The following is a 19,292-nucleotide window of genomic DNA, read 5'->3' as shown; positions in this document are numbered from 1 at the left end:
TCCTCTGGTTCGCCAGAGGAGGCTTGCCATTGGGGCCGTATTACGTAACTCTCCCCCACATGTACGCCACCGTCGCCCTGCTCACCCCTCCATACGCCAGCCTTACCTACACACTGCCGCCCGAATTTCCCGCCGATTTCTGGCAGCCCGGATTGCGCGTGGCCGTGCCGCTGGGCCGTGGCGAGCGCACCGCCCTGCGCGCCGCAGTGCTTTTGCGCGTCAGCCCCACCGCCGACCTGCCGGAAGGCGTGGACTGCAAAAGCCTTGGCTGGCCGCTGGAAAACGCCCCCCTGCTCCCCGCTGTGCTGCTGGAACTGGCTGAAGACCTGGCCAGACGGCAGGGGCTGCACCCCGGTCATATTCTGGGGCATGTGCTGCCACAGGGCCTGCGCCTTGCACGGGTGCGGCTGCGTAATATCGAATCCGGCAAGGCAGTGGCCTGGACTCTTGCCCGCATCCGCGAAGCCCTGCCTGAACAGCGCCGGACTCTCGCCGAGGCCCTTTGCAACGGCACGGCCCGCATGCTGCCCCCCGGCACAGACGCCGCCAGCGAAGAATTTTGCCTGCTGCGCGTTGACCCGCCCTGGCCTGTACGGCCCTCGGCCAAACGCCAGATCGAGGTTCTGGACTATCTGCACCAGCACGGCAGCGTAAGCCGCAGACGGCTGGTGCAATCCCTCGGGCAAGCAGTAACACCTGCCCTCCATACCCTGCTGGAGGCCGGGCACGTCAACCTTGCGCGCGATAACGGCGTTGACGATGATGACGCCCTGGACGCCACAGAACAAAGCCTGTTGCCGCCCCCACCAGCCCCCTTTGCCCTTAACGATGAACAGGCATGTGCGCTTGAGAGCATGCTGGAGGCCCTGCGGGCAGACGAGGCTTCCTCGCGCCTGCTCTTTGGCGTGACCGGCAGCGGCAAAACAGCAGTATACCTTGAACTTGCCAAGGCCTGCCTTGCAGCGGGCAAAAGCATCATGCTGCTCGCCCCCGAAGTGGCGCTGGCTCACAAGTTGCGGCGAGATGCCACGTGCGCGCTGCCCGATGCCCCCTTATTTTTCTACCACGGCTACCAGTCGCCCGCGCGGCGGGAAGCGACCTTTCGCCAGATGGCGCAGAGCGACAGCCCCTGCATCGTCGTGGGTACTCGCTCGGCATTGTTTCTGCCAGTGCCCCACCTGAACTGCATTGTGCTGGACGAAGAGCACGACGGCTCTTTCAAGCAGGACGAAAGCCTGGCCTATCAGGCCAAGGAAGTGGCGTGGTTCCGCGTTGCCCAGGCAAAGGGGCTGCTGGTGCTTGGTTCTGCCACGCCAGACCTCAAGACCTTTTATGCGGCTGAAAACGGGCACCTGCCCATCCTGCGGCTACCGCACCGCGTGGGCGGACGCGAACTGCCACCGGTGGAACTGGTGGACATAAGCTCCCTAGCGCCCGGCTCAACCAGCATGGACGGTCTGCTGGCCCCACAAAGTGAAGCCGCACTGCGCGAGACCATTGAACGCGGCGAGCAAGCCGTGGTGCTGCTGAACAGGCGCGGCTACGCTCCCCTGATGTACTGCCTTGACTGCAACCGCACCCTGCGCTGCCCGCACTGCGAAATTGGGCTCACCTATCACAAAGGGCTGGAAAAACTCGTCTGTCACTATTGCGGCTATAGCCGACCATTTCCCTCGCCCTGCCCAGAGTGCGGCGGCATGAACTTTTTGCCCATGGGCGAAGGCACGGAACGCCTGGCCGAGCGCCTGAGCGTACTGGCCGGGGGGCCTGTGCTGCGGCTGGACAGGGACAGCACCCGCAGGCCCGGACGCATGGAAGAAATCCTTGCGGCCTTTTCCCGGCAGGAGGCCCCCATACTGGTGGGTACGCAAATGCTCTCCAAGGGGCATCACTTCCCTCTGGTGACGCTGGCCGTCATCGCGGATGCGGACCTGGGTCTGAACCTGCCGGACTACCGCGCCGCCGAGCGCACATTCCAATTGCTGGTGCAGTCTGCCGGGCGCGCTGGCAGGGGCGACAAGCCGGGCCGGGTGCTTATCCAGACGCGTGATGTGGAGCACTACTGCTGGCAGTACGTGCGCACCGCAGACTATGAGGGCTTTTATCAGGCAGAGCTTGCCAAACGTCGGCTGCGCCGTTACCCGCCCTTTGTACGGCTGGCGCTCATTCGCATATCCTATGCGCTGAACGAACAGGGCGGCCCCCCTGCTCTCAACGATCTGGCTCAGGCCCTGCGCAGCAAGGCAGCGGAACTGGGCGTGCAGCTTCTTGGCCCCGCCCCGGCCCCACTGGCCCTGTTGCGTGGGCGCAAGCGTTTTACATGTTTAATAAAAGGGCAGGATTGGCAGGCGTTGCGCTCGCTCTATTTTTTTGCTTTATCACAAAAAGCTTCAAGACACTTGCGACTTTTTCTTGACCTTGATCCAATAAATATGTTGTGACAGCCCATTAACGTTGTCGAGGGCGGCCCGATAGCCGCGTCCGTTTCTGCGACATCGCAACCGTACCAGTGTGCTAAGGTATGCCGGGATGGGCTGTTGTGCGCTTTTTTTGCATCTTTGTGGAGGGGTGATGAAGGTTTTTCGTGCTGTATGTCTGGCGCTGGCTCTGGTGGCCTGTTGCGCACCCGTAGCCTGGGGCGAAGGTTTCTCCCTGAATGAATGGAGCGCCAGAGGTGTTTCCCTGGCTGGCGGCATGGTGGGCCGCGCTGATGATGTTTCGGCCATTGCGTACAATGCCGCAGGCATTACGCAACTGCCCGGCACGCGCATGATGGGCGGTTTTGCCCTCATCAGCCCCTCAGGCGGCATAACCACCAATTCTGGCAGCCGCCAGACCGATACCTACACAAAACCCGCGCTCTGGAATGCCCCGCATGCATATCTGAGCCACCAGCTCAGCGACAACGCTTGGGTTGGCCTGGGCGTTTTTTCGCGTTTCGGTCTTGGCAACAGCTATGCTGGCGACTGGGCGGGCAGGTATAATGTCTATGACATCGGCGTACAGACCATCTCCTTCGTGCCCACCCTTGCGGTCAAGCTCAACGATACAGTTTCCTTCTCCGTAGGCGTGGAAGCCATGAATGCCCACATGTACATGGGCAACAAGATTCCCACCAATAAAGGTACAGGGGCTACCTTTGACAACGACATGCAGCTTGAAGGCAACGGATGGGGCTACGGCGCGCATCTTGGGCTGCACATGCGCCTCAACGACCAGTGGTCGGTTGGCCTGTCCTACAAGAGCCAGGTGACCATGAACATCAATGGCGACGTGGAATTTGCCTATCAGGGCTACAACGCCATCAGCAGACCTAAACACCTGCCCGAAGCCAGAAACTGCGGCGCAAACACAGTGCTTCAGTTGCCAGATTCAGCAGCGCTGGGCGTTACCTACAAGCCGCTGGACAATCTGAGCTTTGAAGTGGGCACGGTCTGGACCCGCTGGTCCACCTACAATGCCCTGAACATCTATATGGATAACGGCTACAGTTCCATCAACAACAAGGAATGGCGCGACGGCTGGAACTTCAACGGCAGCGTGGAATACAAACCCCTTGACTGGTGGACCCTGCGCGCGGGTTTTTCGTATGAAACCCCTGTAGTCAATGAAAGCCATGCCGACTTCATGATCCCCACCAATGGCCGCAAAACGCTCAGCGTGGGCACCGGCTTTAACTGGAATAACTGGACCGTGGACCTCGCCTACGCCCACCTGTGGATCAATTCGCTTGACTACGGCGGCACCGATGCCAAGGGCATATCGCCCGATGTGGGCATTACGGGCGGCAACTCCAAGGAAGTTTCTGCAAACATCTATATGCTTTCAGTGGGTTACACGTTCTAAAAAGCCACATGGAGCACATAGTCGCCGCTGTTGTTGTATGGGCGGCTGGCGCTTGACCGCAAAAGCAGATGAACCCGGTTGTTAAAAAAACAGCCGGGTTTTTCTTTTTATACAGAATGCATTTGCTCCCCAGATGAATCCGCACGTTGCAATATGCTGTTTTGCATGGCTAACACAGTAAAGATACGTCATCACTCCTGCCAATATAGAAAAAATATTGACATTTTCTAATGATTGTTTCAACTTTAAAGCTGCCTTCATTTTTTTGGAGGAAAGTACCTAGGAGGACTGTCATGAAACGCTTTATTCTTGCGTTGGCGCTAGTGCTGAGTCTGGCACTGCCCAACATTGCCGCTGCTGAAGGCAACGGCATGTATCTGGCCCCCAAATTCCTGATGAGCTTTCAAAATACCGGCCAAATTGAACGCTCCCGCGCCATGGCTGGCTCAGGCGTAGACCAGTACAGCCAGTTCACCCTTGGTGGCGCCCTGGCCCTGGGCTATGACTTCTGGCCCCAGCAGATGCTGCCCCTGCGTGCCGAACTTGAATTCGCCATGCGCGGCAACAATGAAAAGACCTGGAGCGATGGCGGCGCAGCCATCAAGCAGGTCAAGGGCACCTGGAATTCCTCGACCCTGTTTGCAAACCTGTTCTGGGATTTCCACAACGACAGCATCATGACCCCTTATGTGGGTGGTGGTCTTGGCATGGCCTTCAACTACGCTGGCTATGACTTTACCGCCAACAACGGCGACAAGTTCAGCGGCGACCAACGCACCACCAACTTTGCGTGGAATCTGGGCGCTGGTGTTGCCTTCAACATCAACGAGCACTTCGCCATTGACGCTGGCTACCGCTTTGTGAGCCTTGGCTACAACGATGTGAGCGTCACCTCTGCCGGCAACAAGTACAACGTCGGCAACCGCCCCTACGAAAACGAGTTCATGCTCGGCCTGCGTTACGGCTTCTAAGCCGCAGATAAGCACCGCAGCCTCACTAGAGGCAAAGCAACGTGCTGTGGACGGTTGATTCAGCGCCAGCGCTGCTTGCGCTGTCCGTCCCTCAGGAAAAAACCCCGGCTCAGGCCGGGGTTTTTGCATTCTGGCGTCAGGCGCATTGATCGGCTGCCCGCATGCGCCGGGCATGCCTGGATATTTTCTTAACTTTCTTTAATATCAACGGTTTTTATATAATTTTCGTGGAAATTCCGGTCCAAACAAGCGGCATGAAACCGCCGAAAATTTCTTTTTCCCCCTTGACAATCTGCCTTGCCTTACGGTGCGCATAGTTTACTGATGCCTAGTTGAAAAATGAAGAATACATGAGGAAAACAGAGAAAAAACAAATTATATTTGTGTAAAACTTTTCAACTCAATGTTTAAAACATCAAGATACCCCATGAAAGCCTTGCCCTAAAAGGATATCACATCATAGGGACTACAGGCCGAGTAACTAAAAAATATTAAAATTCAGGCCTATTAGATATAAACAAAGTTGGGGATAAGAAATTGGCCCCATGTCTCAAACAGCTCGGAATCATCAATTGCCCCAAAATCTGATTTTGCGCTACAAGGCTGCATGCGCGAACAATGGTCGGAAATTTCTGAAAATCTCAAGAAAATGCTGCATTCCGGCGTTTTCAAGGTCTGGATTGCACCCTTGCAGGCACAAGTGCACGCGGGGGGGCTTTTGCTTACCGCGCCCAATGCTTTTGTGGCCAGTTGGCTTGAAGGCAAGATGCTCTCCACCCTGCGTGAAGCAGCAGCCCCGGTGCTGGGGCTTGACCCAGCTTCTGTTGATGTTCGCATTACAGCTGCCAGCGATACAGCTCACAGCAGCAAGCCTGCGGCTAACCTGCCAGCCAGTGACAACCGTAATGGCTCGGCCTTTGCTGCCAGCCCTGTGCAACAGACTCCTTCTTTTGCCCTGGCCCAGACTGCAGAAGTCCCCGCCAGACAGGCTGACACGGCAGAGCAGTTCGCGCACTCATCTTCCATACTGAACGCGACTTTTCCCGGTTTGGCGGCCAACGCCACGGATTCCAGCAGCCGTCAGGAAACTACCACCCAGCAGATGGCGCGCCCGCAGTTGCAGGCCACCCTGCCCATCAGCAGCACCCCGGCCTATCGTCTGGCGACCAACTGGCGCTATGCTTTTGCGGACTTTGTAGTTGGCCCCACCAATAATATGGCTGTTGCGGCAGCTCAGGATGTAAGCCGTAGCAGCGGCTGCGTACGCACCCTGTTCATGAACTCTGCCCCCGGCCTTGGCAAAACCCACCTGGCACAGGCCGTTGGGCGCGCCATTGCAGAAGAACGTAGCGGCGCGCGCGTGGGCTACCTGACGGCAGAAGATTTTGCATCGCGCTTTGTGGCTGCCCTGCGCACCCACGACATCGAAAATTTCAAGACCCGTTTTCGCGATCTTGACGTACTGCTGCTTGAAGACGTGCATTTTCTTCAGGGTAAGGAAAAAATGCAGGACATGGCTCTGGCCGTGGTTAAAAGCCTTCAGGCCAAGGGCGGACGAGTCATTTTTACCTCATCGTTTTCGCCGCGCGAACTGCAACGCGTCGACAGCCAGCTTGTGTCGCATTTCTGCTCGGGCATCCTCACCGATATTGGCCGCCCCACAGAAGACATGCGCCGCCACATTCTTGAGCGCAAGGCCAAGAGCTACCAGGTGCTGCTGCCCGACTCCGTTTGCGAACTGCTGGCCAGCCGCCTTGACGGCGATGTGCGCCAGATGGAATCGTGTCTGAACAGCCTCATTTTCAAGGCGCGTCTGCTCAATTGCGGCCTTAACCTTGATCTGGCCATGGAAGTGCTCAGCCAGTATGCTGAAATCAGCTGCGGGCCGGATATGCCCACCATCGTGCGCCTGGTCTGTGAAAGCTACGGCCTCAACGAGCGCCAGCTCAGCTCCCGCTCGCGCCGCAAGGAATGCGTGCTGGGCCGCAACACCGTATATTATCTCGCACGCAAACACACAGAACTGACTCTTGAAGAAATCGGCGAAAAATTCAACCGTCGCCATTCCACGGTTATCAAGGGCATCACCAGTGTGGAACGTGAACTTTCCAAAGAAACCAGCCTTGGCCGCCAGATTGCCAGAGCCGTCAAACTTATCGAACGCAATGCAGGCATGGGCGCGTAAGCGTCCTTTGCCCTGCTGATGCCTTGCCCCTGCACCGTCTGGGGTACAGAGCTTCTTCTGCCTTCCATATCCAATTTTTCGTTTCGCATACTTGTCTGAGGTGCGGGCTCTGGCCTTGCAGGCCTTTGGCTGTGTACAACACAGCAAAGGCACAAGCCTGCTCCGCTTCATCCCTCAGGATATGCAGACTGCCCCTGCGAGCGCATTCCAACATGCACGCTTATGATATAAACCGTGTATTTATTGATACATGGCTCCACTCTCCGTATGGTCTTAATGATCGCTGGATATGACGCAACTGGTCGCACAAGGCGTCTGGTCATGCCCCAGCCCGCGTTCAGGACAGGCCATGCTGCACGTAGATATCCATAAAAAACACGGTGATTTTGAACTGCAAATTGCATTTACGCTTGCGGAGTGCGGCATTGCTGTGATCTTTGGCCCTTCCGGTTCCGGAAAAACAAGCCTTATCAATTGTATTGCAGGGCTGGAAACGCCCGATGCAGGGCAGATACTCTGCCACGGCATCACCTGCTTTAACGCGGGACAAGGCATAAACCTGCCGCCAGAAGCCAGACGCCTTGGCTATGTTTTTCAGGATGCCCGCCTGTTTCCACACCTTTCTGTCCGCGAGAACCTGCGTTTCGGCCTCCGGTTCCATGCCGTCCATGCCTGCAAGGATGCGCCTGCCCTCGATGACGTTGCCGACCTGCTTGATATTGCCCCCTTGTTGCACAGACGCCCGGCCCATCTTTCCGGCGGCGAAAAGCAGCGCGTTGCCATTGGGCGTGCCTTGCTCTGCCGCCCGCGCCTTCTTCTCATGGACGAACCCCTTTCATCGCTGGACATGAGCCTCAAGGATGGCCTTATGGCCTACATTGCGCGCATTCCGCAGCAGTGGAACGTGCCCGTGCTGTACGTCACCCATTCGCCAGATGAGGCCTTGGCCCTTGGCAACAGCATGCTGCTGTTGCGTCAGGGCCGCCTTGAAGCACAAGGATTAGTCGAGGTTACCCTTCGCAAGGCGCACCGTCTGGGCCTGTTGCCTTACCCCACCTTTTATCTGTCAGGAGCCGCACATGAAGCCTCTGGTATTGCCTGAACGTTTTCGCCTTTTGCTGGTGCTGACCGCATGCCTCCTTGTTTTTGCGCAGTCGGCCCAAGCTGACGGGCCATCCATCACCACCGGGCTAGGATACAAGCCCATGGTCCAGCAGCTGTGCGCGGCCTATGCGCAGCAATCCGGCGTAAAACCCACAGAAATGTACAGCGGCAACATCGGGCAGATAATCGAGCAGGCCAAGGCGGGGAGTGGCGTCAGCATTATTGTTTCAGAAAAAGGCACGTTGCAGGATTCCGGCCTGGCCTTTGCCGCCTATGAACCGCTTGGCGAAGCCGTGCTCGTGCTGGCGTGGCGCAAAGGGCTGCACATTGCCTCGGCACAGGATCTCACCAAGCCGGAATTTGCCAAAATTGGCTATCCCGATGCCAAGGCGGCCATTTACGGCAGAGCGGCAGTGGCCTTCATGAAGGGCAACAACCTGCTGGAGCCGCTCAAGGCAAAGCTTTCCATGCTTTCCACTGTGCCCCAGGTCTTTTCCTACCTTGTTTCCGGCGATCTTGACGCCGCCTTTGTGAACGAAGCCATTGCCCGCAAGCAGGGCGACAGCGTTGGCGGCTGGATGGAAGTGCGCGAGGGGTATACGCCAATGCTGCTGGTGGCGGGGGTTGTGGCCGGGCAGGAGAACAAGGCCGAAGTGCGCTCGTTCATGCAATTTCTGAAAACCCCTGAAGCGCAACGCATCCTTGCTGGCAACGGCCTGCGCCTGTAGCCATGCAGTTTCATGAACTGTGGCGCGCCCTGTGCGCGCCTGAAGTCAGCTTTTCCGTATTGCTGACCCTGCGGGTCTGTAGCGCCTGTCTGATCTTGCACGCGCTGACGGCCATTCCTCTTGCCCGGCTGGGCATGGCGAAAAATCCGCATCTGCGGCGGGTGATCAACTTTATCATCACCCTGCCGCTGGTTTTTCCGCCCATGGCCCTTGGCTTTTTGCTGCTCATGCTCTTTGGCCGCAACGGCTGGGGAGGCATTGCCCTGAGGGAGACACTGGGCGTCAGCCTGGTATTTTCGCAGGGGGGCATCATTCTTGCTTCTTGGCTGGCCGGGCTGCCCCTTGTGGTCAAGCCCGTGCAAACCGCGCTGAACAATCCCGAACTGCTGCGCTTTGAACAGGCGGCGCGGGTGTGCGGCGCAACACCCCGCAAATGTTTTTTTCTTGTGACCTTGCCGCTCATCCGGCATGGCCTTGCCGCTGGGCTGCTGCTGGGCATCACGCGAGCCATGGGCGAGGTGGGCATCAGCCTCATGCTCGGCGGCAACATTGCGGGGCGCACCAATACGCTCTCGCTGGAAGTGTTCAACGCCGTTTCCACAGGGGAATTTCAGCGGGCAGCCCTGCTCTGCGCCATACTGGCGATAATCAGTCTTTTGCTGTACCTTGGAATTGACTGGTGTCAAAAACGGTCATTCTAGAGCATTATCACTCCGCTGCTTCAGCGCACATGCAGGATCCTGCGCCGTTGCCGGAACATTCTCAACCGACATTGCTCTAGCCTGTACAGAGTGTTGCATTCACAAGGAGCATGTCATGCACTTTCCCTGTTCCGATACATGGCTTGAGGGCCTGCTGGCAGACGACTGCCCCGGTCTTGACCTCACAGTAGAACTGCTCGGCATTGCCGGGGCTTCTGGCATCATGCGCTTCGCGCCCAAGGCGGATTGCACCATCAGCGGCGTGGAAGAGGCCGAATTGCTCCTGCGCAAATGCGGCCTTTCTGTCAGCCGCACCGCAGCCAACGGCGACAGGCTTGCAGCGGGCCAGCAATGTCTGGAGGCCACAGGCCCCGCCGCCGCCCTGCACCGTGGCTGGAAGCTGGCCCAGACCCTGATGGAATACATGACAGGCATTGCCACGCGCGCGGCGCACATGGTGGAGCAGGCTCACACAGCAAATCCCGCAGTGCGCGTGGCCGTGACACGCAAAAACTTTCCCGGCGCCAAGAGCATCTGCCTGGAGGCGGCCATGAACGGCGGAGCCATCATTCACCGACAAAACCTCTCGGACAGCATCCTCATTTTTGACCAGCACCGAGCTTTTCTGCCCGGCGAGCAACAGAACTCGTTGCGCAGCGTGGCAGCCATGATGGACAAATTGCGCGCGCGAGCACCAGAGCGCAAGGTCAGCGCCGAGGTAGACACCTTTGACGATGCACTGCTCGTGGCGGAGGCGGGCATTGATATTGTTCAGTGCGAAAAATTCGACTGCGAAACTCTTGCCGCAACCGTGGGCGCGGTGCGCGCCCTGCGTGACGACATCGTCATTCTGGCCGCTGGCGGCGTCAACGGCGGCAACGCCGCCCAGTATGCGGCCACAGGCGTTGACGTGCTCGTCACAAGCTGGCCCTACTTTGGCAAACCGGCAGACATCAAGGTTGTCATGGAAAAAGCCCCCTAGGGCAATAATCGCGGAGGTACAGATGCCTTTTGTAAATATCAAGGTAACAGGCGGTGCAGAAGCCCCCACTGCGGAGCAGAAAGCAGAACTCATCAGCGGCGTCACGGAACTGCTGCAAAGGGTGCTGAACAAAAACCCCGCAACCACCATGGTCCTTATTGAAGAACTCTCCACGGATAACTGGGGCATCGGCGGCGAAAGCGTTACAGTGCGCCGCCGCAAACAGTAGCAGCCATCAAATAGGCAAGGCGGCAGCCCGGACATGAAACCCGGGTCGCCGCCTTTATTTTTCTACCGGGGTGCAGCCCTACAGCCAGGTGACATCCAGCGCCTTGCGCGGCGGCCTGAAGTGGGGGGCAAGCAGGGGAAAACCCATCATCTGCGCGGCATAGACCTGCTCATCATCCTTCAAGCCTACAAAGGCCCGCAGAGCGTGGGCAGAGGGATGCCCCATGGCAAAGCACACGTAGCCGCCCCAGCAACAGCCCACCCTGTGGCCGTGGGCCAGTAGCTCCAGATAGGCGGCGGCAATGGAGGCATCCGCTGGCCCCCAGTGTCCTTTGGGGGCAACAATCAGGGCAAGATGCGGGGCCGTGCGGGTGATGACGTCATACCCGGCGTCCCATGCCCGCACGAGGCTTTCGGCATGCACATCCCTGGCGGTGGCAGGGTCAATTTCCGGCAGGGCGCGCAACCAGTCAATGACCAGGGCTGCCAGCTTTTCCGTCTGCTCGCGGGTTTCCAAAACAATCCAGCGCAGCTCCTGCGTGTTTTTGGCCGAGGGTGCAAAGCGCGCGCCGTCGAGGATCCTGTGCAGCAGATCATGCGGAACAGGTTTGTTTTTGAAATTCCGCACCGACCGGCGCGAAAATACGAGTTCTTCAACCTGCTCGGCGGATGGTATCTGCTCACGCCGCAAGGGGCGGCTGTCTTGCGATGAAAGCCCCGGCGCTGAACAGGCGTTGGCGGGGCAAAAGGCCATGCACTGCCCGCAACCAATGCATACCCTGATCTTGTGTGAGGATATGGAGGGGTATTCGCCCACATTGCCATCTATAATCTGGATAGGGCACACTTTGGCGCAAATTCCGTCCTTGCGGCACAATTCTGTATCTACTTTAAAAGCATTCATAGGCTCCCTGGCGTTATAACGCATGGTCAAAAATGCAAAATGCCGCCTTTGCAGGCATGAGCCTGCTCAGGGGCTTGTATCCTGCGCATAAGAGCGGCGGTTTACAGACTGCCGTAGGTGCGAATACTACGGTAATGCCTGCCAAAAGGCAAAAATCCGCCAGCACGCCCATGGCTCGACCCTCAGCACGGGCACCAGCAGCCCCACACCTCAGCCACCTCTGTTTTCTCAGCAATCCGCTACCACCAGTTGCCGTGTCCTTCGGTTATCAGTTTCCTGCTTTTGAGTTTCCACGCCCAGTTTCCCTAAAAAACGAACCCCCCAATTACCGGAATGAAATTTTGAGAATAATTTCTCATTATTAAACGATATCATCTGGGAACTTGTTTTTTTCACACTGTCATGGTATCATTTATGCTTGTGTTCTGAACAAATATACTCTGCCTTATGCTATTTATTAACAAATAGTGACGTTTGAGTCTTTGTCTTTTTACACAACCTGTCACAAGCCTAAAGTTTTTTCACAAGCAAGCGATAGTATTTTAAACTATTGCATATGGAGAACTCTGATGCAATTACGCGCAAAAGTCTGCATCCCCATAGCTGGCATCACACTTGCTATCGGCATTTGTTGTTATTTTGTCATTCAAAAGCAATTTGAAAGACTTAACGAAACAAATATACAGACTTTGGTCGAAGCCCGCTCCTCGCAGATGACGCAGGCAATTGAACTGTGCAGCGAACAGGCCATGCGTATGGCGGCACTGGTGAGCAGACTGCCCGAGGTCGAGGCCGCCTACAGAACAGCCATGGAAGGCGACATTAATGATGAAAACAGCGCCGCCGCACAACGAGGGCGGGAAATGCTGCGCGCATCCCTCGCTCCCATGCTGGAGGGATTCAAGGCGGTTATCGGCGAAAAACCGCAGATTCATTATCACTTTCCCCCGGCCCGGAGCTTTGCGCGCCTGTGGCGCGACAAACAGACCAAACGTGGGGACAAGTGGGTTGATATTTCAGACGATCTTTCGACCTTCCGCCCCACCGTGCTTGACGTAAACAAGAACGGCAAAGCCCTGTGCGGGGTCGAAATCGGCAGCGGCGGTTTTGAAATCCGGGGTCTTGCGCCTGTCACAAGCCTTTCGGGCAGCCAGTTGGGTTCTGTTGAAGTGCTGGTGAGTTTTACGCACGTGCTGAGCGGCCTGAGCTCTGGCGAGGGAGAATCCTCGCTGCTGTATATGAACGCCGAGCACCTTAAGGTTGCCACGGGCCTGCAAAACAAGGAAAAGCACCCCATTGTCGCCGATTCATATGTTCTTGTGAGCGGCACCAAGGACGGCAAGGTTGAGGGATTGCTGGACAAGAGCTTTCTGGACGCCACCCGCAAGGGCTCGACCACCCGAATTGTCGGCTCCACCCTGCTTTCCGGCATGCCCATTACAGATTTCAAAGACAAGCAGATCGGCGTGCTCGTGTTCAGCACTGACCTCTCTGAACAGCAGGGCATCATGAGCCGCGCGGGGATCATCTTAGCTGCGGCCTTCCTTACCCTGCTTGTGGTGCCGCTGGTCATGACGTTCTTTGTGCTCAGCATTACAGTGTTGCGGCCCGTGCAGAGCATCCGCCAGACCATTCAGGAAATTGCCGAAGACAGGGCCGTGCTGGCCAATCGCCTGAAGTATTCCTCCGAGGACGAAATCGGCGCGCTGGCGTCATGGTTCAACCAACTGCTGGACAAGATTGAAAGCATGCTCACAGAGGTGCAGGGATACAGAAACCTGCTGGATTCCGTGCCCGATCCCATCTTTGGCGTGGACGACGACTACCGCATTATCATTGCCAACAAAGCCACAGAAACTTTGCTTGAGAAGGATATCAAAAAACTTCGCGGGGAGTTCTGCCACGACAACTTCAATACCGAAGTGTGCCAGAGCGATGACTGCCCCATAGCGCAGTCCAAGTGCAGCGGCAAATCTGTGGTGGCGCGCATACTTGATATCGGGACTGCGGAAAATCCGCATTATATTCAGCCGTTCAGTGATGTGCTGCGCGACAACCAGGGCAATAAAATCGGCTATGTGGAAATTGCGCGCGATGTGACCACCCTGGTGCTGAAAGAACGCGAAATTGAAACCACCATGAAGCATATGAAGGAAGTGAATGCCTCCATAAGCGCAGCGGCTGACAGCCTGACAGAAGCCGTAGGCCTGATGAAGGATCGCTTCCAGCAGGTTTCGGACGGTGCGGATGCGCAAAACGGCCGCGCGCAGGAAACCGCCACCGCCATGGAAGAAATGACTTCCACCGTGCGCGAGGTGGCGCAAAATGCTTCTTCCGCCGCAGACCAGACGGAGGACGCACGGCAAAAGGCCCGACATGGCGCAGAGATAGTTGACGAGGCTGTTTCTGCCATTGCAGAGGTCAACAGTCACACAGGCGCCCTGCTCAAGGAAATGGAATCCCTTGAAACCCATACCGAGGGCATTGGCCGAATCATGGGAGTTATCTCGGATATTGCCGATCAGACCAATCTGCTGGCCCTTAACGCGGCGATCGAAGCTGCCCGAGCGGGCGATGCAGGACGCGGTTTTGCCGTAGTGGCGGACGAAGTGCGCAAACTCGCGGAAAAGACCATGCAGGCCACCAAGGAAGTCACAGAGGCCATTACCACCATCCAATCTGTGGCAAAGGGCAATATGCAGGAAATGCGCGACACTGCCGACACTGTCAGCAGGGCCACTGAAATGGCCAACCAGAGCGGCGCCGCACTTTCCCAGATAGTGGAAATTGTCGCCAGTGCCAGCAACAGCGTGCAATCCATCGCCACGGCAGCGGAGCAGCAATCCGCCACAAGCGAAGAAATCAACCGTGCTATTACTGATGTGAAGCATGTTGCAGAAACCACCAATACCCTGACGCGTGAACTGCACGGCACAGTTACCGAACTTTCACGCCTTGCAGCACAGTTGAAAGCGTTGTCGCAAGGGTAAGTTACCGTAGATTCCGAACAGGCGCAGATATAATAGGGCCCGCATCAGCCATGCTGTTTGCGGGTCCTGTGGCCTCTTCTTGACGTTTGGCACAAGATGCCCTACCCAGTGTCTATGGAGCTTTGCTGCAAGGACTTGTTCAAGCCCAACTGACCCGATGCCAGCACTGACCGGGCCAATAGTCTGCCGAGCAGCCAAAGCAAAGAAACTCTGCCCCGATTACAGACAATCCAGCACCCCCCACCTTGCCGCCCGAAGCTCAATGCCAGTGTTTCACAAATCCCCCCCAACAAATCCCGCAACTACACACGCCCCAACCCATCATGTTTATTGAGGTTATTTGATGAAGAACGTTGAACGCTTGCTTCAGGGGAATGAATTTTTTCAAAAAAACTACTTCTGCAAGCATGAAAATGAGCTTCTGGAACTGGTTTCCAGCGGCCAGCACCCCAAGGTGCTCTATATCGGTTGCGCCGATTCCAGGGTTATTCCATCGCTTATCACCAACACTCCTCCCGGCCAGCTCTTTGTGCTGCGCAATGTGGGCAACTTTGTGGCCCCTTACAAACCGGACGAAGACTATCACGCCATGGCCGCAGGCATTGAATATGCCGTAACGGCCTTGAATGTTGAAGAAATTATTATCTGCGGGCACACTTATTGCGGCGCCATCGCAGCTCTGTACAAGGACATTCACGACGAGGCCTTTGTGCACACGCAAAAATGGCTTTCCCTTGGCAAAAAAGCCAAGGAACTTGCCACGCTGGCACTTGGCAAGGAAGTTGGACAGGATAAACTGCTGCGGCTGACAGAGAAACTCTCCATCATTTTTCAGATAGAAAACCTCATGACATACCCGTGCGTACGCGACAGAGTAAAATCGGGCGACCTGCACGTTCATGGCTGGCTCTACTATATTGAATCTGGCGAAATCAAATATTACGACCCTGACGAACATGATTTTCTGGCCCTGAAAAAATAACGGCCCAGCGTGCAGGCCTCTGCGCTGACTTGTGTTGCGACATACCGCTGACAGCGGATTTTCCAGCTATGGAAAATCCGCTGTTTTTATATGCGTTCTAGTATTTCGCATTCTGTGTTGTGAATGCGGGCATTGATGGCCTTTGCCAAATACGTGTCCGCGTATTCGCAATATATCCGTGATCAGCCTTAACGGCGTACTACAATATGTTTTTTACCATTGAAGTGTGTCTGTTAACAATCACAGCCATATGTTTATCAATTTGCAACGACACTATGATCTGGATTTATAAAAATTTCACGTTTACACCAGATAAATTTTATATTTAACTAATTTGAAATACATTCCAAGTTAGTCAGCCTCAAGCAAGGGACTACTTCCATGAACAAAAATCTGACAGATCAATTCATGAAGTGGAATAGTTCAGCTAATATTGCATGTTGTCTTTTAACTCGGCTTGAGGGCAACACCTTCTCCATTAGCGCCGCCACCACAAGATTTACGGACCTCATAAAAATCAAAAGTTTTGGAGAATTAGAAAAGATTATTGAAAACAGGGAGCATCTGAACAAATCGCTCTCCCAGGATTATGCGGAGGAATGGACCGTATTTTGTGAAACCAGCCATTGCTTCCTTGATTGCCGCTGTCAGCGGATTGAAGACGACGTTTGCATATTGTGGATTTCTGCAGCAGAACAGCAACCTACTGATGTTCTGTCTGATATTCCAATCGGCATCATCCGCATGAAGGCCACGCAAGGGCCAGCCAAACTTCAATGCACCTACATGAACAGCGAGGCGCTGGCCATGACAGGCACGTCGGGACGTGAGGCGAGCAAATGCTTCCACGTCAGTGAACTCATGCATGTTCACAGTGCCGACGTGTGCAAGGTAGAACACCTGCTGGCAATGTTCATATCCGGCAAGGCGTTGCAGCCTCTTGAGTGCAGACTGCGCCCGCGCGATGGTCACGTCAGGTGGATTCGCGTCAGTCTCTCCTGGATTATCCCCCAAGAAATTCTACAACTGGCATTTGTCAATATTTCTACAGAAAAAGAGACCCAAGCGCACAACAGGCAAAGCCAGGTTTTGCTGCAAAAAATTCTGGATACCACGCAGGCTGCAATCTTCTGGAAAGATGCAGAAAGGCGCTTTATCGGGGTAAACAAGGCTTTTCTGGAATACTACGGCTTTGATTCCGAGCAGGTGCTCTTGGGCAAGAATGATGAAGATATGGGCTGGCATAGTGACCCTGACCCGTACAAGAATGATGAACTGCGAGTGTTGCAGGGTGAGAGCACCACGCGGGTTCCCGGCATGTGCTTTTGCAGGGGCGAAAACCGCCACATTGTAGCCAGCAAAAGCCCGCTTTATGAAGACGGTAAAATTGTGGGGCTTGTTGGCAGTTTTGAAGATGTCACAAGTGAATACATGCTGCGCAAAGACGTAGTGGATCTCAACGCTAAGTTACATGCAGCCCTGAAGAAAGAACGCCAGGCCAACCGCGCAAAGTCTGACTTTCTCTTGCGCATGAGCCATGATATGCGCACTCCCCTTGCCACCATTGTGGGCTTTTCTGACCTTGAGCTGAAAAAACACCGCGATCCTGACCTCGCCAAGGTCTTCTCCACCATAAAGGCGTGTTCAAACTTTCTGCTTGCCATTCTTTCCGACATTCTTGACCTGCAAAAAATCTCTAACGGGAAAATAGACGTTATACCCACAATTTGCACTGGCGCTCATAGCGCAAAAAGCATTGAATCCATCATCAGGCCCCAAGCTGAGGCAAAAAACATTACTTTCATAACGCATTTTAACTGCACAGCAACCAACTGCTATGCGCAGATCGACACGCGCAAGGTTCAGCAGATCATCGTCAACCTCTTGAACAATGCCGTCAAATACACGCAACCCGGCGGCACCATAACATGGCGCAATGACATCTGCGGTGAAAATGCCGACAGCCTTGTTGTAACCCATGTCATTTCTGATAACGGGCCGGGAATCAGCAAGAAATTTCAGGCCAGCATGTATTCCCCATTCACGCAGGAAGACCATATGTCCAGCTCTGGCAGCGGGCTTGGGCTAGCCATTGTGAAAAAGCTGGTCGATATTCTGGGGGGCAACATTACCTGCAAATCCGCGCCGGGGCAGGGAACAACATTCACGGTGATTTTGCCCCACCAAAAAGCTACCGCCGCAGATATCGCCGCCTTCCGCAAAAAAAATCGCACACAGCACTCCGCCGCAACCTCGCTTAAGGGAAGAAAGATCCTCATCTGCGAAGACAACGTCATCAACAGTGAAATCCTGAAAGAAATGCTCGAAAGTGAAGGCGTGGTGTGCGAACAGGCCTTCAACGGCAGTGAAGGAGTGGAAAAGGCCAAAGGCCGTAATTACGACATCATCATGATGGACATCCGCATGCCTGTGATGGACGGCTATCAGGCTACCCGCGAGATACGGGAGTTTGATGTGGACACTCCCATTGTGGCGCTTTCCGACAATGTTTTTGCCGATGAGATACAGAATGCCTTTGAATCCGGCATGGACGAATTTCTGGAAAAACCGGTTATTATGAGCAAGATGTTTTCAGTTCTTGGCCAGCTTCTTTCGCCCACGCCTGCCTCAACCACGCAGGGACCGGATTAAAAGCTTGCCAGACCGTCAGCATCTCTCTTCGCAGAAAGAATCCTTCATCCCTCCCTTCCAGCTTGCGTCTGAACTGTTTTCCTCCCACAGCGCAACCGCAAATAACCTTGTTGCAAATATCACAACCATGCGGGGCGCATTATACAAATGCACCCTTTCCAAGCAGGCCTTGCAGTCCCCGGAAACATGCTTACCTGAAAAGAAGATACGGTAGCCAACTACTATGTACACTCTTCTTGCTGCTTTGCAGTCTGCCCAAGGTGAGGTATCATGTACAGGACTGCACCATTTGCGGCAAGCCACAGATACGGCTATGAACGGATCTTCATACCCTTCCAACCGGAGGCTATCCCCCGAAGGAGGCCATGATGACAACAGTTAAGAGCATCAGCGCGCAAGCCCTGCGGCAAAAAGACCTCAAGCAGGCGCTCATAGTGGATGTGCGCACCCCCATGGAATTTGCGGAAAAACGTCTCGTCCTTCCGACCACGCTGGCCCCGGTGACGGAGCTTGATCCTCACATGGTTGCCCTGCGCAGCGGGGCATTGACAGACACTCCCATTTATACCCTTTGCGCCAGCGGGAAGCGTGCGCAAACGGCAGCGGCCAAATTTGCCGAAGCCGGATTTGCGGACATAACCGTTATTGAAGGCGGCCTTGCGGCCTGCAAGGAAGCTGGATTCCCCACCACAGGTCAGGCGCTGCCCAAAACAGGCGAAACCTCACCCACACTGGACAGGCAGGTGCGTCTTGTGGCCGGGGCGCTCACGGCCCTGTTCGTTTTGCTGGGGCTTTTTGTACACAAGGCTTTTCTGCTCGGCGCGCTCTTTATTGGCTGCGGGCAGGTATTTTCCGGCCTTACCAACTGGTGCGGCCTCGCGCTGCTGCTCACGCGCGCACCCTGGAACAAAAAGGGCTGCTCTGGCGGCGCTTGCCCCATTGGAGCTGGCAAAAGCCCCGGCGCAAGCTGCCAGTAACGCGCCATCCCTTGGTGCCGGAACTTTCACCCTAGCTTTTTT

14 protein-coding genes are annotated in these 19,292 nt (G+C 55.5%); 13 read left to right on the top strand and 1 reads right to left on the bottom strand.

Features of this window, described 5'->3' with window-relative positions; genetic code table 11:
• Positions 1 to 59: 59 nt before the first annotated feature.
• The 9 genes from priA (at position 60) to ACUZ79_RS07340 (ending at position 10,746) form a co-directional block, all read left to right on the top strand.
• A complete protein-coding gene (priA, locus tag ACUZ79_RS07380; protein ID WP_240824789.1) occupies positions 60 to 2,441 on the top strand; it encodes a replication restart helicase PriA in 2,382 nt (793 codons plus the stop codon).
• A gap of 130 nt (positions 2,442 to 2,571) precedes the next feature.
• Positions 2,572 to 3,846: an OmpP1/FadL family transporter gene (locus ACUZ79_RS07375; RefSeq protein WP_449251183.1), complete on the top strand. Its 1,275-nt coding sequence runs from the start codon at positions 2,572 to 2,574 to the stop codon at positions 3,844 to 3,846.
• 293 nt (positions 3,847 to 4,139) lie between these two features.
• Entirely contained in the window at positions 4,140 to 4,817 is a 678-nt protein-coding gene (locus tag ACUZ79_RS07370) for an outer membrane protein (RefSeq protein ID WP_022658394.1), read from the top strand.
• Positions 4,818 to 5,424: 607 nt separating this feature from the next.
• On the top strand, positions 5,425 to 7,002 hold the full coding sequence (locus ACUZ79_RS07365) for a DnaA ATPase domain-containing protein (RefSeq protein ID WP_449251182.1): 1,578 nt from the start codon (positions 5,425 to 5,427) through the stop codon (positions 7,000 to 7,002).
• 349 nt (positions 7,003 to 7,351) lie between these two features.
• Complete coding sequence (modC, locus tag ACUZ79_RS07360) at positions 7,352 to 8,104, top strand: molybdenum ABC transporter ATP-binding protein (RefSeq protein WP_449251181.1); 753 nt, start codon at positions 7,352 to 7,354, stop codon at positions 8,102 to 8,104.
• Entirely contained in the window at positions 8,082 to 8,834 is a 753-nt protein-coding gene (gene modA / locus ACUZ79_RS07355; protein ID WP_449251180.1) for a molybdate ABC transporter substrate-binding protein, read from the top strand. Before modC ends, modA begins: the two co-directional genes overlap by 23 nt.
• 2 nt (positions 8,835 to 8,836) lie before the next feature.
• On the top strand, positions 8,837 to 9,535 hold the full coding sequence (locus tag ACUZ79_RS07350; protein WP_449251179.1) for a molybdate ABC transporter permease subunit: 699 nt from the start codon (positions 8,837 to 8,839) through the stop codon (positions 9,533 to 9,535).
• A gap of 115 nt (positions 9,536 to 9,650) precedes the next feature.
• Entirely contained in the window at positions 9,651 to 10,517 is an 867-nt protein-coding gene (gene modD / locus ACUZ79_RS07345) for a ModD protein (RefSeq protein ID WP_449251178.1), read from the top strand.
• 22 nt (positions 10,518 to 10,539) lie between these two features.
• Positions 10,540 to 10,746 (top strand): tautomerase family protein, encoded by a 207-nt coding sequence (locus ACUZ79_RS07340; RefSeq protein ID WP_449251177.1) that lies wholly within the window; start codon positions 10,540 to 10,542, stop codon positions 10,744 to 10,746.
• 78 nt (positions 10,747 to 10,824) lie between these two features.
• Here the strand turns inward: ACUZ79_RS07340 and ACUZ79_RS07335 are convergent, their stop codons facing one another.
• Positions 10,825 to 11,649 (bottom strand): nitroreductase family protein, encoded by an 825-nt coding sequence (locus ACUZ79_RS07335; RefSeq protein WP_449251176.1) that lies wholly within the window; start codon positions 11,647 to 11,649, stop codon positions 10,825 to 10,827.
• 569 nt (positions 11,650 to 12,218) lie between these two features.
• On the opposite strand from ACUZ79_RS07335, the gene ACUZ79_RS07330 reads away from it, so the two are divergent.
• The 4 genes from ACUZ79_RS07330 to ACUZ79_RS07315 all read left to right on the top strand — a co-directional run bounded on the left by ACUZ79_RS07330 (position 12,219) and on the right by ACUZ79_RS07315 (position 19,250).
• The gene (locus ACUZ79_RS07330; protein ID WP_449251175.1) at positions 12,219 to 14,639 is read left to right on the top strand and encodes a methyl-accepting chemotaxis protein; all 2,421 of its coding nucleotides are present in this window, start codon (positions 12,219 to 12,221) and stop codon (positions 14,637 to 14,639) included.
• A 343-nt stretch (positions 14,640 to 14,982) separates the two neighbouring features.
• On the top strand, positions 14,983 to 15,621 hold the full coding sequence (locus tag ACUZ79_RS07325) for a carbonic anhydrase (RefSeq protein ID WP_192111338.1): 639 nt from the start codon (positions 14,983 to 14,985) through the stop codon (positions 15,619 to 15,621).
• A gap of 744 nt (positions 15,622 to 16,365) precedes the next feature.
• Entirely contained in the window at positions 16,366 to 18,273 is a 1,908-nt protein-coding gene (locus ACUZ79_RS07320; protein ID WP_449251174.1) for a response regulator, read from the top strand.
• Positions 18,274 to 18,641: 368 nt separating this feature from the next.
• Positions 18,642 to 19,250: a rhodanese-like domain-containing protein gene (locus ACUZ79_RS07315; RefSeq protein ID WP_240824801.1), complete on the top strand. Its 609-nt coding sequence runs from the start codon at positions 18,642 to 18,644 to the stop codon at positions 19,248 to 19,250.
• Positions 19,251 to 19,292 lie beyond the last annotated feature (42 nt).

The sequence above is a fragment of the Desulfovibrio faecalis genome, from assembly GCF_053570625.1.
The sequence above is the reverse complement of the archived record's forward strand: the minus strand, read 5'-3'. Positions and strand labels throughout refer to the sequence as shown.

Excerpts from the sequence above, each read along its gene's own strand:
- ACUZ79_RS07375 (WP_449251183.1), top strand. The coding sequence starts at position 2,572 with ATGAAGGTTTTTCGTGCTGTATGTCTGGCGCTGGCTCTGGTGGCCTGT.
- ACUZ79_RS07350 (WP_449251179.1), top strand. The coding sequence starts at position 8,837 with ATGCAGTTTCATGAACTGTGGCGCGCCCTGTGCGCGCCTGAAGTCAGC.
- priA (WP_240824789.1), top strand. The coding sequence starts at position 60 with ATGTACGCCACCGTCGCCCTGCTCACCCCTCCATACGCCAGCCTTACC.
- ACUZ79_RS07365 (WP_449251182.1), top strand. The coding sequence starts at position 5,425 with ATGCGCGAACAATGGTCGGAAATTTCTGAAAATCTCAAGAAAATGCTG.
- modC (WP_449251181.1), top strand. The coding sequence starts at position 7,352 with ATGCTGCACGTAGATATCCATAAAAAACACGGTGATTTTGAACTGCAA.
- ACUZ79_RS07330 (WP_449251175.1), top strand. The coding sequence starts at position 12,219 with ATGCAATTACGCGCAAAAGTCTGCATCCCCATAGCTGGCATCACACTT.
- ACUZ79_RS07335 (WP_449251176.1), bottom strand. The coding sequence starts at position 11,649 with ATGAATGCTTTTAAAGTAGATACAGAATTGTGCCGCAAGGACGGAATT.
- modA (WP_449251180.1), top strand. The coding sequence starts at position 8,082 with ATGAAGCCTCTGGTATTGCCTGAACGTTTTCGCCTTTTGCTGGTGCTG.
- ACUZ79_RS07320 (WP_449251174.1), top strand. The coding sequence starts at position 16,366 with ATGAAGGCCACGCAAGGGCCAGCCAAACTTCAATGCACCTACATGAAC.
- ACUZ79_RS07370 (WP_022658394.1), top strand. The coding sequence starts at position 4,140 with ATGAAACGCTTTATTCTTGCGTTGGCGCTAGTGCTGAGTCTGGCACTG.
- modD (WP_449251178.1), top strand. The coding sequence starts at position 9,651 with ATGCACTTTCCCTGTTCCGATACATGGCTTGAGGGCCTGCTGGCAGAC.
- ACUZ79_RS07325 (WP_192111338.1), top strand. The coding sequence starts at position 14,983 with ATGAAGAACGTTGAACGCTTGCTTCAGGGGAATGAATTTTTTCAAAAA.
- ACUZ79_RS07315 (WP_240824801.1), top strand. The coding sequence starts at position 18,642 with ATGACAACAGTTAAGAGCATCAGCGCGCAAGCCCTGCGGCAAAAAGAC.
- ACUZ79_RS07340 (WP_449251177.1), top strand. The coding sequence starts at position 10,540 with ATGCCTTTTGTAAATATCAAGGTAACAGGCGGTGCAGAAGCCCCCACT.